Below are 12,184 nucleotides of genomic sequence, written 5' to 3' on the forward strand. Positions count from 1 at the left end.
AAAAAGAGGAAGTTAAAAAAACAGTAATTAAGAAAGAAGAAGATAAGAAAAAGAATGAATTACCTCCGTTGCCAAATCTAGATATAAAGAAAAAAGAGGAAATTAAAAAAACAGTAATTAAGAAAGAAGAAGATAAGAAAAAGAATGAATTACCTCCGTTGCCAAATCTAGATATAAAGAAAAAAGAGGAAGTTAAAAAAACAGTAATTAAGAAAGAAGAAGATAAGAAAAAGAATGAATTACCTCCGTTGCCAAATCTAGATATAAAGAATAAAAAGGGATCTAAAGAAAAAGTTAATTATGGTAAAGATGAAGAATCAATTATGAAAAATAAAAAAGAATCAAGTGATAAAAATGAAGATAAATTTACTATGGATACAACTTTTTTGGATATTGATTAACCCATCTGGTTTATTAAATCAAACATAGGTAAATATAATGAAATAACAATTGTTCCAACAATAGCTGCAACAACGAAAATAACTGTTGGCTCCATAGCTTTTGTAAGGACTGTTACAGCCTCTTCTACTTCTCTTTTATAAAAGTTCGCAATATTCTCTAACATAAATGATAAAGCGCCAGTTTCTTCTCCAATCTTTACCATTGAAACTAATAATTTGGGCATTACTTTTGATGTGCTAAAAGCAAAACTAAGTTCCTGGCCCTGAGTTATTAAGGATATTGATCGAGTAAGAGCTTCTTTAATTACTGCATTATTTGAGGCATTGATACATCTTTCGATAGCTTCAACTAATGATATTCCTGAATTAATTAAAGTACTTAAAGTATCAGACATTGAGGCTATCTCTGACTTAAGAAGAAGATCTCCAAAGAGAGGTATTTTTAAAAATAATTTATCAATAAATAATCTTCCGGGTTTCGTAGAGTAACTAGTCTTAAAAAGATAAATTAATATAAAACCAATAATTGGAGCTCCAACAAAAAATCCTAAAGAAGTAACCACTCTTGAAAGGCTCAACATTAAACCTGTCAATGCTGGTAGTTCAGCACCCATACTTTTAAACATTTCATCGAAAGTCGGGACTATAAAAATTAACAAAGCAAGACTTATCGTAACTGCTAAAACAAGAACTGCGATTGGATAAATTAAAGCTCCTGTTATTTGGCCTTTTATCTTACTTTGTGCTTCCAGTAATAATGCTAATCTTTCTAAAACTTTTGACAAAATACCACCAGCCTCCCCTGCTTCAATTAAACCTACGGTTATAGGAGCAAATATTCTTGGATAAGAAGATAGACAGCTTGATAGATCTTCTCCTCCGCTAAGCTTTCTAGAGATATCAAATATACAAGCGCCAAATTTTTTGTTAGTCATATTTTCTGCCAATAACTCTAATCCCTGAGCTAAAGGGACTCCACTTTTAAGCATTACTGACATTTGGCGGAAGAAAACAAGTAAATCATCTTGTTTTACTTTTAATTTAGTATCTGGTTCAAAATCTAAGTAAGATGATTCGCCAAAAGTTACTCCAAAAATCACAAGAGGAGGAGATCTCTTCGTAATTTTTTTTGAAACTATTGGAACTGAACCATACTCAGCCATAGTTATAATTTAATAGCTTTTTTATTTGAGGCTTTCCCTAAGGCCTCTTCTTCAGTAATCAAGCCATTTGAATATAATTGATTTAAACACTGTTCTAATGTATTCATTCCGAGTTGACTACCTGTTTGAAGCTGAGAGTAAATTTCACTAACTTTTTTTTCTCTTATTAAATTACCAATAGCTGGTGTATTGACCATTAACTCATAGGCTAATGATCTTTTCCCTTCTGTATTTTTGCAAAGCGTTTGAGACATTATACCTGCTAAAGAGGTTGAAACTTGTAATCTGGCTTGTTCTTGTTGATCTGCAGGGAATACATCAACAATTCTTTCTACTGTTTTTGATGCAGAAGATGTATGCAAAGTACCTAAAACTAGATGCCCAGTTTCGGCGGCGGTAATTGCGAGTTGTATTGTTTCAAGATCCCTCATTTCTCCAATGTATATAACATCAGGATCCTCTCTTAAGGCAGCTCTAAGGGCAGTTGAAAAAGAGTGAGTATCTCTTTTGACTTCTCTTTGATGAATTATTGAATTTTTGGTATGTTCAAAAATGAACTCTATCGGATCCTCAATAGTTAAAACATGCCTACATTGTGTTTCTAACATACAGTTAATAAATGCAGCCAAAGTAGTAGATTTCCCAGAACCTGTTGGACCTGTACATAAAACCAATCCTCTGTGCAATTTAGCTAAATTTATAAAAGCATCTGGCAAACCTAAATCTTTCCAATTTGGTAAATCATTTGGCAGAAGTCTTAAAGTCAGGCATCTTTTTTCATTTGCAACGTATGCATTAATTCTTAATCTTGATAACCCTTCAAGTCCTATAGATGTATCTAAATCGCCAGTTTTATTAAATTCATTTAATTTGTCAGCCCCCATCAACTCTAAAAGTAGTTGATCCATATCCTCTGATCTTAGACTTTGAGGACTAATTTTTATATCAGAATTGACTCTTACCGCAATTGGCGACTCCTCTTCTAAATGTATATCAGAGGATCCTGCTTTCATAGCAAAACCAACTATTTCTCTGGCAATAGACATGGGGATTTAGTGATCAGATTTACAAACTCTAATAACTTCAGAGATAGTAGTTAGATGTTCTTTGACTAACTCTACACCGTATTGAGTTAGTGTAAGCATAGAGTTTTCATTTACTGCTATTTCTTCAACCTCTCTGTTTGTCATGCCATTAGAAATTGCATTTTGTATTTTCCTATCTAATAGTAATAACTCATAAGCTCCAATACGTCCTTTATATCCGGAACCCTGGCATTGGGGACAAAGAGTATTTTCTCTTTTTCTAGCTGCTTTTTCTTCGGCAGAAAGTGAATTTGCGTACATGATAGGAGTATTTCTTTTGATCTGGAAATCTGTCGCATCTTTCTCGGAAATTGGTCTTTTAATAGAGCATCCAGTGCAAACTTTTCTTAAAAGCCTTTGGGCTAAAACACCCCTCACGCTTGCATTAAGTTTATATTTTGGGACTTCCATGTCTAATAGCCTTGTTAATGAACTACATGATGAATTGGCATGAAGAGTAGTAAATACAAGATGCCCTGTCTCGGCAGCATCCATAGATGATTCTGCAGTTTCGGGGTCTCTTGTCTCACCTATCAAAATTACGTCTGGATCTTGTCTTAGGAAAGTTCTAAGTAGCATTGCAAATGTTTGACCTTTTGCATTATTTACTTGGACTTGGTTTATATCACCGCCTAAATCATATTCAATTGGATCTTCAGCAGTAACAATATTTAGTTCACCATTATCTTTTTCTTGTAATGCAGCCGCCAATGTTGTAGATTTTCCGGAACCGGTTGGGCCGGATACTATGACAATTCCATTTGAAGCATTCATTATTTTTCTAAAGTTTTTACGGACACTTTCAATGTGGATTAATGTATCTAAGTTTAAGGCTGAGGGATCGCTATTTAAAATTCTTAAAACCATTTTTTCACCATGTTTACTTGGTACGGTTGAACAACGAAATTCAAGTCTATTTCCTTCAAACTTTCTAAGGATTTTGCCATCTTGACTAGCTCTCCTTTCAGCAATATCCATTAAGGCCATATTTTTTAGACATGTAACTAATTGCATACCTGGCCTTCTTGTCATAGACATAAATTTTTGCATTACTCCATCTTTTCTTACTCTGATCTTATATCCATCTTCTTTTGGTTCGATATGTATATCAGATACATTATTTTTCTTGGAATTTATTAGAACCATCCCAGCAGCTTTTTGAATCTTACTTTCCATCATTTCTATAGCTAAATCTAAACTATCTTCCTCTTTTTCAAGTTCCTCGTTATCATCATCAAATTCAAAATCAAATGTATCTTCATCATTCTCAGATGTTTCTTTAATAGCCTCTAAGACAGCATCCTCATCAAATTGAGATATTTCTATGCTATCTCCACTTATAAATCTCTCTTCAGAAGCCAAATCAAGAATTTCTTGTATTTCTTCTTGAGTTTTTTCAACAAATTCACATTTTTGATCTGATTGAGCCAACCTCTGTTTAATTGGTTCGGCAATAGTACCTAAATAAGAATAATTTGCAACAGCAATCTTAATTATTCCTGGCTTCATCGGAAGAGTTGTTTCTTGATATAAGGGCACAACAAGATTATCTCTGCACCACTGAAGAGAGAAATATTTATCAACTAATTTTCTTACACTTGATGCAGTGTATTGTGCCTTACTCATCGCCTCCAAATCCCTCCTGGGTAGCACCTGCAATCGTAATTATTTATGAAAAATGGAGAAACACAATAAGTTGGTGAGCCTACACCCATACACCTATCAATAGGCTGTTGATTACCGCCCCCGCCTCCTCCAGGAGGAGTGTAACAAGAAGACTTATTATATTCTTCTTCAGTTTGATATTCTGTATTACCACATAGATATACTGATCTTCCACATGGTGGAGTAGGGATTGAATGTGGTCCATACACAAAAGACCCTTTATGATTATTGTTTATGGCTGTTGTTTTACTTTGATTACATGCCTGAGCCTGATAATCAAGATTGAAATTGTACCAGGCGACTTGTGTAGTAAATGGTTCTTGTCCTGAATGAAACCAATATTTGGCCTTATTGCACTCTTCGATTGTTTCACCAATACCCAACCCATCATCATCTTTTTTACTTATGTAACCACTCTGTTTTTTTTGATCTTTCCATTCTTGACAAACTGTTCCATATTTTTGTTTTACGAGAGCATCATATGCAGCTTGATCAGCAACAGGAGTACCGTTGAATAGCCAAACTGTTTTATCGCATGCATTTGTGTCGTTGTTCCATGTGACGGTATTACCATCACCGTTATCCACTTTCCATTGGGCATAAGCGGTAAGACATTGATTTTTTTTAGCTGCTAAAGCGGCAGCAGCAGCAAATTGGGCAGCTTTTTCTGGGGACAAACTACAGTTTGCGCCTGCCCAACCTCTACATGAGTTTAAACTTCTATCTGCAGTTGGTATGCCTGTTTTAAGTACTTTTCCATCTGCAGATATTCTGTAATCAAAAGAGTATAATAAACTATCTTTATCATCAGAAGGTTCTAAGGCTGTCCATGAGCATTTATCCTTTCCACCTTCAACCCTGTATCCCAGGGTTGCTAATTTAACTTCATCTAGATTTTCGGGTCGAGCATCGCTATAAAATTTGTTTGGGTCTGTCGAGATTCTATATTGTCCAAGGCAATCAGAAATGTATCCATTCATAATTGCTTTCGCCTCATCAATTTTAGCTAATTTGATATTTGTCAATACACTTGGAATCGCAATGCCACCAAGTATTGTTAAACCAGCTATTACAACAACTAATTCTATAAGTGTAAACCCTTTTTCAAAATATGAATTTCTTTTATTTTTAATGGATATCTTCATGACTAATATCCAAACTTTTATTCGATATGTATAGTAATTATATATTTAAAGAGATATTTACACCATATATTTATTAAGAGCAAAAATAATATTATAATTTAATTATCAATTAGCCCTCATAAGATAAAATAAAAAGCTCGTCTAGGTAAGAAATTGATACATACCCTTCACTTGGATTAATTTCTTTAATCAATGCACCTTTCGGCAATAAATTTGTATTTTCCCCACCTATAGATTCAGTGTTTATAGATCCTTCATTATCTAAATAATTTACAACAGCATAGTTTTTATTTGAAATAGTAAGAAAACCTTTTAATTTAATATCTGATAATTTATTTGAGGTTTGCGAATCTAACTTAAATGGATCTTTTTTCTCAAATTTAAACGAAGATAAGATTTCTTCTCTATTTCTAAAAGGTCTCAACTCATATTGAATGGTATTTAAATTTTTTTTCTCGATTGGTTTTGATTCATTACTAATACTTTCTTTGACAGGCACTTTGAAATCACTAAAGTCAAAATTATCTTCATTTTTCCCACCACAACTTGATGTTAGAAATAAAAAGATAAATGTAAAAATTAATTTGAATTTATTTTGCATTTTTATAAAAAAAACCTCAATTGAAAATATCAATTGAGGTTTTCAAAATGATTTTGATAAAATCACCAAGTACCTGTTGCTGAGCATCCTGGAGCATTAGGCCTACTACATGTTTTATTTACTTGACCATTCGCGGGGTCCATTTGGATAATGAAATTAGACTCAGTAGTTGGGTTTGCAGTATTAGTAGCCAATGCGCTGTAACACGTTGCGTCTGCTCCTGCAGAAACAGTATATCCACTGTAGTTTCCAGGGAATGATTGGGCATTCGCGAATAAAGTTGTTTGATTATCTGAGGCTCGAATGACGCACTCCTTAACACCGTTTGCTAAACCGTTTTTCACCGCTGAAGCTCTTGCATTTGCTTGAACTCCTACAAATGCTGGAATAGCTACAGCAGATAAGATAGCAAGAACTGCAATAACAACAACTAACTCAACAAGTGAGAAACCTTCCTCTCCTGGCTTTGTAGCAAGTGTTTTTTGGACTTTTTTATTTTTTAGAAAATTTTGTAATAAGGTCATAGTAAAAAAAACAAAACATGATCTATTATTTAAAGATTATATACAAAAGATTAAATAATTACAACAAAGTTTATTAATGGCTTCTCAACTTAATAATTTAATACTGATAAAAAGTTTTTTGATCGGGATTTGTTTTGGGAGTTTCTTCAATGTTGTGATTTATAGGTTACCTCTTGAATTATCAATAGTTAGACCAAGAAGCTTTTGTCCAAAATGTAAATCAAGAATTTCTTGGCGAGAAAATATACCCTTATTAAGTTGGCTTATTCAAAAAGGTAAGTGCAGAAATTGTGAAAATAAAATTAGTATTTCATACCCGATCATAGAGTTTTTGACGGGAGTCTTCTTTGTTATTTTAAATTTTTCATCACAACAAATTCACTCCTCGATTACCAATGAAATTTTTAGAAATTTATTCAGTTGGATCTTTTTCTCAATAATTTTTTTAATAAGTTTGATAGATATCAACCATTTCTGGGTTCCTCAAAAGTTAATTAATTATGGATTTTTATTTGGGTTTATTAATTTAATTTTAGTTAAATTTATTGTTGGAAATTCTAATTTATATGATTTGATAAGAGCTTTTGCAACAATAATTGTCTCTTATTTATTCTTTGAACTTATAAGAAAGATTGCAAAATATATTTTTAAAAAAGAAGCATTAGGGCAGGGAGATTCTAAATTAATATCAATGATATCTGTGTGGTTGGGACCTGTTGGTATTTTATTGTCTGTGGGAATTTCATATATTTTTGCAGCTATTTTTGTGATATTTGGATTAAGTATGAATATTTTAAGAAGAAATCAATTTATCCCATTTGCTCCTTTTTTGGCTATTGGTGGTTTAATGGTTTGGTTCTTCGGTAACGATCAAATTATTTTGAGTATATATGGCAAATTAATGTAGCCGTCGGTATTTAAAAATTCAAATCATAAGATTTAAAGATAATCTCTTTATTGAATTTTTATCCAAAATTAACATTTTCTTGAAATAAACCAAATAAGTTATTTCCAACTATTGCAGAAATTATTAATACAAAAGCTACTATAGCGAAAAGAGCGCTTACATCTTTTATGTCATAAGGAGCCTTGAATAGAGGTTTATTATTTGTCATTGATATTAATTATTTGAAAAATTTTAAATAATGGTATTATTTTAAAACTTATAGGGAAGTATAAGTTACGTTTATACGGGTTAAATTCATAAAATTATCTTAAATAAATAATGTACTAAGAGAGGATTTATGAAACTATAATTACGTTTTATTAATCTAAATGAAGTTTGGAAGTTATTTGGTTTAACTCTTAATTAAATATGTCTTTGCAGAATTATGTTTTAATAGCGACTTTTGTATCCATTAATCCTAATTTAACCCTTATTAGAAAAATATATGATGATTAATTTTTTTAATCTTAATTTGTAAAAAAAAAGCCGCTATGAGCGGCTTTTTTCCTTTTTTACAAGGAAGGAATTAGCTTGTATAAGCTTTTCCTCTGTAGGTAAGTTCGTTGTGCTGCTTCTTCGCAACTTCTTTGTTCTGGATGTACTTTTGTCCTCTGTAAATAAGAGTCATTTTTTAAGCTCCGGTTTCGCTTAAGTCCCCGTTCCATGGCTTAAGTCGATTTGCGGCTTGCTTTAAGCAAGTTGAACGTTTTGGTAGCGGTTGCTACAAATTTAGATTAACATGCTTTAAAATATCTTGTCTATGTTTTTAATTAATATTCTTAATATTTTCAATAAAAATTTTGATTTCTTTTTTACAAACATGCAGTAAGTATTCTGAAAATTTATCCAGGTTACATTTTGTTCGTTTTTAGGAAGTAATTTTTATTTAATCGACTTTTAACTGTAAAATTCTTAAGATTATAGAATTTGTTTTATGTTTTCTAGAAGCAAAAAACCTACAGTAAAAAAATCTGCAATAGTTGAAGAAACTCCATTATTTGCTCAATTACTACCATTCGCAAACAGGATGAATGATAAGGTTCAGTTGGTAAATGCTTTAGCTTTTACTTTTATTATGGGGTTCTCAATTTTTGGAATAGCTCTATGGAAACTTTCAACGCTGACCTAATTATTTAATTTTTGCAAACTATCTATTTTAGATTCTTTGTTATTAATTATTGTTATTAACCATTTGGAGGCTAGTCCCCTAGATATTGATCTGTTTTTTAAAAATCTACATATATAAATATGTAGATTTTTTTCGTTTTTGGAATTAAATTTTTCTTCAAAATCTAATATTTCCTCTTCCGATGTTCTCTTTCTTAGCTCATCAACCAAGGCATGACTAGAGGAATCATTAAATAAGTTCCCAATATTTAAGCTTAATGTCATAAATAATTTATGTCCCTATTTAAGAGGTAGCCATAAATCATAGTTTTAAAAACTAATTTTTTCTTTTTATTTACAAATGATAAATTAGTTTTCCGGCTTAGCCAAAGGAAGAAGGCACTTATCTGAATCACAACCTGCTGGCCCTGCTTCAGAAAGTTCACCAATATCGTATTTATTGAGAGCATCAAAGAAATCATTATTAACTTTCCTTTCTATAACCTTATTTTGTAATGATATATATTCCTCTTTACTAATTGGTTCAAAAGGTAATCTCGGGAATGTTGCGTTGGCACTAAATCGAGCTAGTAATGCCGCAGAAATATATCCTTCATTATTTTCTATCGCATTATGAATAGCTTTCGCTAAATCCTCGATTTCATTTTCCCTAAATTCTACGGTTGCAGAGGTATTATGCTCTGTGTAGAATTTTTGCACTTGCATATAAAAATCAAATTGAGCTAATGCTGAGAAATTATTGATGTCTATCTGGTCAGCACCATCTATATTCGCCCAGCTAACTTCTGTTGGAATTTCAACTAGCCATTCTGTACATCTTGGATCAAATGGATTATCAAGCAAGCAACCATTTTCATCTTTATCAGATTGAGATGGAACAACTGAGTAACCATAATCCATACAAGCTAAAGCAATTGGATCATTCTTCCTGAAAGTTATTCTTCTTATAAATCTTTGTGCCTTTGGCGGATGCCATCCTGGAGCCGCTCCGGTTAGAAGACTTTTAGTTCCAGCTGGCTGAACAGTTGTACATCGGTTTGGCCTTCTTAAATTATGTTTATCACAATATTCCCAGACAGTTTCTTTTACTATTTTTCTCCAAGAATCTAAAAATTTAGCTTCCTGTTTTTTGAAAGCCTTTCCCTCTTCATTGTCGGGCCTTCCTGCTTCCCACCACTTCAACCATGGTGTACCAAAGGCATGAACACAAAAATCAAATAATCCAGTAAAACTTACCCCTACAATGGGATCATATTCCCTACTTTTTCTATAACGCTCAACTTCAAATTCATGATTAAGTAAGCAAGCTACAGAAAGAGCTGCTGCTTTAAAAGCTTTTTTTTGCTCTTCAAAATCCCCTGGATCAATCTGATTTAAATGAACTTCAGCTAAATTGCAGTGAAAATCATTTCCCAAGATCTCCCCACAGGGGTTAAGTCCATATCTACTCATCCTGTGATTAAGCTCTTCTTCAGAAAATGGACCATAACTACTATTTATCCAATTTCTCGCTTCTTCCTTACCTTGTTCTGAGTATATTTCAATAAATTCCTTTCTCAATTCATCATCTTTAAGAATATCTGCATTTGACCTTGCGATTGCTTCTGGAGCAAATTGAATCGCACCCTCACCTGAATGGAATTGTTTTGTTACAGCATCCAAAATAGTTTGATAAGTGGGTTTTGTATGGTAAACCCTAGTATGATTAGCCATCCTAAGGGCATCTTTTTCAGGATCTATTCTCCAATTACCATTCTCATCTTGACTCCATAAATTTTCTTTTGCCGATGCTGCCTCCTTATCATCTGAAGCAAATTGTCTCATTCCAGCACTTCTTCTTATATTCCCAGCAACTATGGTTACTGCAGCTTCATCAATTAATAAACAACACTCTACTGTACTTAATTTCCTCCCAATTGCCTTTCCAAGAAGTGATGCGACTCTAGAGTAGAGATCTTTCAATTTAATAGGATTTGCCATACCACCAAAACCTTTTAATGATTCTCCAGCAGGCCTAATGTCTTCCAAATTAATATAAACATCAATTTCACTTTCAAGACTCTCGTTACTTGATGCCTCAAGAAGATATTTATAGCTATCTACCCACCCTCTTCTGCTGTCTCCAACTTTGATATAAAGATCTTTTCCTTTGATTTCTAAAGATGATTTTTCTTCTCTTTGATCTTTGGGAGTTATTCCAACTTCACTGACTGATTTAATATTTATTTTGTTTAAAACTGTTGGTAGATTATTTATGAAATGTGGTTCAATTATTGCACCTGTTCCACATCCCATCATTGCTAAGTCCATCATTAAAGCAAAGGCCTCCCAATCAATTAGATTTGTGGAAGTACAGTTGTATGCTCCTGAGAAATTTTGGTTCTTATTAATCCAAGGAGTTCCTCCAATCCATAACCATCTTCCTGAAGGTTGGGCTTTTTGGTTGCTTTGCATCTCTCTCATTAAGATTAATTCTTCATCAGAAAGTTTTCCTAATTCTTTTAAGCCTGATAAATTTCTTTCACCTACTTCACTCCAGTTCTCTCTTTTGCCAGAGATAGTTTTCCTACTGTAAGATCTGAAAAAAACAGGATAAGCTGCTGGCGCAGTCTTTGGAAAATCATCTTTTTTAAGATTATTGGAATTGCTCTCTGAAGAAGCTTTATTTGGTGCAACAGTCACGATAAAAAAAACGTATGTAAAATAACCCGTACTGGAAGAATAACTCTACCTGTGGCGTCTGCAACCATTCTTACCACTATTTAACGGTTTGTGTAGAATTATGTTTAATATGAAATCTTTGTTTCAAGAAAGTACATGGAAAGAATCCCTGAACCTGAATTAATGGAAGAAAAAGAGCAGGTCATTTCTTATGACGAAGCTGATTTTTCAGAAGGGGAAGTTAATCTAATTAATCAAATAAATCATCATCTTTTGAGAAAAAATATTTCTTTAGGTGAAAAAGATTTAATAGTTGATTTAGGATGCGGCCCAGGAAATATTTCTGAGAAGTTAGCAATAAAATGGCCTGATACTGAAGTAATTGGAATAGATGGTTCTAAAGAGATGATTTTGAGAGCAGAATATAATAAAAATATTTCTAATGATCAAAAAAAATTAAAAAATTTACGCTATATCTGTTCAAATATCAAAGACATTAAATCAAATAATTTTTTAATTAAAAAAAAAATTAGTTTACTCGTAAGTAACAGTTTGATCCATCACATTACCAATCTTGAAGATTTCTTCAACACAATAAGAAGTTTGTCTAGTAATATCACTATAAATTTTCATAAGGATTTGAAAAGGCCATTGGATGAAAAGTCCGCTTTAGAACTTAAAGCACAATGCTCAACAAAATATAATGAGATTTTAACTAATGATTATTATGCATCTTTAAGAGCTTCTTATACTTTAAAAGAGTTAAAAAATTTCACTTTAGAAAATGATCTATCCTCTTTAGATGTGTTTGAAGACGGTGATAAATATTTAATAGTCTATGGTAATGTTTAAGAACTAAGTGTAT

14 protein-coding genes are annotated in these 12,184 nt (G+C 32.4%); 4 read left to right on the forward strand and 10 right to left on the reverse strand.

The features are described 5' to 3' along the window. The coding region (locus tag HA151_RS03490; protein ID WP_209106143.1) for a hypothetical protein at positions 1–401 on the forward strand (401 nt) is incomplete at its 5' end. Here HA151_RS03490 and HA151_RS03495 read toward each other — a convergent pair. From HA151_RS03495 to HA151_RS03520, 6 genes are all read right to left on the reverse strand, one after another. Continuing rightward, positions 398–1,564, reverse strand: coding sequence for a type II secretion system F family protein (locus tag HA151_RS03495; RefSeq protein ID WP_209106144.1), 1,167 nt, complete (start codon positions 1,562–1,564; stop codon positions 398–400). The genes HA151_RS03490 and HA151_RS03495 overlap by 4 nt on opposite strands. 2 nt (positions 1,565–1,566) lie before the next feature. Then, positions 1,567–2,610 carry a type IV pilus twitching motility protein PilT gene (locus HA151_RS03500; RefSeq protein WP_209106145.1) on the reverse strand — a complete coding sequence of 348 codons (1,044 nt, stop codon included), beginning with the start codon at positions 2,608–2,610 and terminating at the stop codon, positions 1,567–1,569. Between the two features lie 6 nt (positions 2,611–2,616). Beyond that, on the reverse strand, positions 2,617–4,275 hold the full coding sequence (locus HA151_RS03505) for a GspE/PulE family protein (protein ID WP_209106146.1): 1,659 nt from the start codon (positions 4,273–4,275) through the stop codon (positions 2,617–2,619). After that, entirely contained in the window at positions 4,272–5,459 is a 1,188-nt protein-coding gene (locus tag HA151_RS03510) for a prepilin-type N-terminal cleavage/methylation domain-containing protein (protein ID WP_209106147.1), read from the reverse strand. Before HA151_RS03510 ends, HA151_RS03505 begins: the two co-directional genes overlap by 4 nt. 109 nt (positions 5,460–5,568) lie before the next feature. Then, positions 5,569–6,060 carry a hypothetical protein gene (locus tag HA151_RS03515; protein ID WP_209106148.1) on the reverse strand — a complete coding sequence of 164 codons (492 nt, stop codon included), beginning with the start codon at positions 6,058–6,060 and terminating at the stop codon, positions 5,569–5,571. A 62-nt stretch (positions 6,061–6,122) separates the two neighbouring features. Then, positions 6,123–6,584: a type IV pilin protein gene (locus HA151_RS03520; protein WP_209106149.1), complete on the reverse strand. Its 462-nt coding sequence runs from the start codon at positions 6,582–6,584 to the stop codon at positions 6,123–6,125. 76 nt (positions 6,585–6,660) lie between these two features. On the opposite strand from HA151_RS03520, the gene HA151_RS03525 reads away from it, so the two are divergent. Next, positions 6,661–7,491 carry a prepilin peptidase gene (locus HA151_RS03525; RefSeq protein WP_209106150.1) on the forward strand — a complete coding sequence of 277 codons (831 nt, stop codon included), beginning with the start codon at positions 6,661–6,663 and terminating at the stop codon, positions 7,489–7,491. A 58-nt stretch (positions 7,492–7,549) separates the two neighbouring features. Here HA151_RS03525 and HA151_RS03530 read toward each other — a convergent pair whose 3' ends face one another. Continuing rightward, a complete protein-coding gene (locus HA151_RS03530) occupies positions 7,550–7,699 on the reverse strand; it encodes a hypothetical protein (protein WP_209106151.1) in 150 nt (49 codons plus the stop codon). A gap of 357 nt (positions 7,700–8,056) precedes the next feature. After that, positions 8,057–8,158: a DUF4278 domain-containing protein gene (locus HA151_RS03535; protein WP_209106152.1), complete on the reverse strand. Its 102-nt coding sequence runs from the start codon at positions 8,156–8,158 to the stop codon at positions 8,057–8,059. A gap of 306 nt (positions 8,159–8,464) precedes the next feature. Here HA151_RS03535 and HA151_RS03540 point away from each other — a divergent pair, with 306 nt between their 5' ends. Next, on the forward strand, positions 8,465–8,659 hold the full coding sequence (locus tag HA151_RS03540; RefSeq protein WP_079317583.1) for a hypothetical protein: 195 nt from the start codon (positions 8,465–8,467) through the stop codon (positions 8,657–8,659). On the opposite strand, the gene HA151_RS03545 is transcribed toward HA151_RS03540, so the two are convergent. Both HA151_RS03545 and nrdJ read right to left on the reverse strand, forming a co-directional pair. Further along, entirely contained in the window at positions 8,656–8,922 is a 267-nt protein-coding gene (locus HA151_RS03545) for an RNA recognition motif-containing protein (RefSeq protein WP_209106153.1), read from the reverse strand. The two genes, HA151_RS03540 and HA151_RS03545, sit on opposite strands and share 4 nt — an antisense overlap. 84 nt (positions 8,923–9,006) lie before the next feature. Further along, positions 9,007–11,340 carry a ribonucleoside-triphosphate reductase, adenosylcobalamin-dependent gene (gene nrdJ / locus HA151_RS03550; protein ID WP_209106154.1) on the reverse strand — a complete coding sequence of 778 codons (2,334 nt, stop codon included), beginning with the start codon at positions 11,338–11,340 and terminating at the stop codon, positions 9,007–9,009. Between the two features lie 135 nt (positions 11,341–11,475). On the opposite strand from nrdJ, the gene HA151_RS03555 reads away from it, so the two are divergent. Continuing rightward, complete coding sequence (locus tag HA151_RS03555) at positions 11,476–12,171, forward strand: class I SAM-dependent methyltransferase (RefSeq protein ID WP_209106155.1); 696 nt, start codon at positions 11,476–11,478, stop codon at positions 12,169–12,171. Positions 12,172–12,184: the final 13 nt, after the last annotated feature.

The organism is Prochlorococcus marinus XMU1419 (genome assembly GCF_017695955.1).
Classification (GTDB): Bacteria; Cyanobacteriota; Cyanobacteriia; order PCC-6307; family Cyanobiaceae; genus Prochlorococcus_A; species Prochlorococcus_A marinus_AD.

Excerpts from the sequence above, each read along its gene's own strand:
- HA151_RS03495 (WP_209106144.1), bottom strand. The coding sequence starts at position 1,564 with ATGGCTGAGTATGGTTCAGTTCCAATAGTTTCAAAAAAAATTACGAAG.
- HA151_RS03500 (WP_209106145.1), bottom strand. The coding sequence starts at position 2,610 with ATGTCTATTGCCAGAGAAATAGTTGGTTTTGCTATGAAAGCAGGATCC.
- HA151_RS03505 (WP_209106146.1), bottom strand. The coding sequence starts at position 4,275 with ATGAGTAAGGCACAATACACTGCATCAAGTGTAAGAAAATTAGTTGAT.
- HA151_RS03510 (WP_209106147.1), bottom strand. The coding sequence starts at position 5,459 with ATGAAGATATCCATTAAAAATAAAAGAAATTCATATTTTGAAAAAGGG.
- HA151_RS03515 (WP_209106148.1), bottom strand. The coding sequence starts at position 6,060 with ATGCAAAATAAATTCAAATTAATTTTTACATTTATCTTTTTATTTCTA.
- HA151_RS03520 (WP_209106149.1), bottom strand. The coding sequence starts at position 6,584 with ATGACCTTATTACAAAATTTTCTAAAAAATAAAAAAGTCCAAAAAACA.
- HA151_RS03525 (WP_209106150.1), top strand. The coding sequence starts at position 6,661 with ATGGCTTCTCAACTTAATAATTTAATACTGATAAAAAGTTTTTTGATC.
- HA151_RS03530 (WP_209106151.1), bottom strand. The coding sequence starts at position 7,699 with ATGACAAATAATAAACCTCTATTCAAGGCTCCTTATGACATAAAAGAT.
- HA151_RS03535 (WP_209106152.1), bottom strand. The coding sequence starts at position 8,158 with ATGACTCTTATTTACAGAGGACAAAAGTACATCCAGAACAAAGAAGTT.
- HA151_RS03540 (WP_079317583.1), top strand. The coding sequence starts at position 8,465 with ATGTTTTCTAGAAGCAAAAAACCTACAGTAAAAAAATCTGCAATAGTT.
- HA151_RS03545 (WP_209106153.1), bottom strand. The coding sequence starts at position 8,922 with ATGACATTAAGCTTAAATATTGGGAACTTATTTAATGATTCCTCTAGT.
- HA151_RS03555 (WP_209106155.1), top strand. The coding sequence starts at position 11,476 with ATGGAAAGAATCCCTGAACCTGAATTAATGGAAGAAAAAGAGCAGGTC.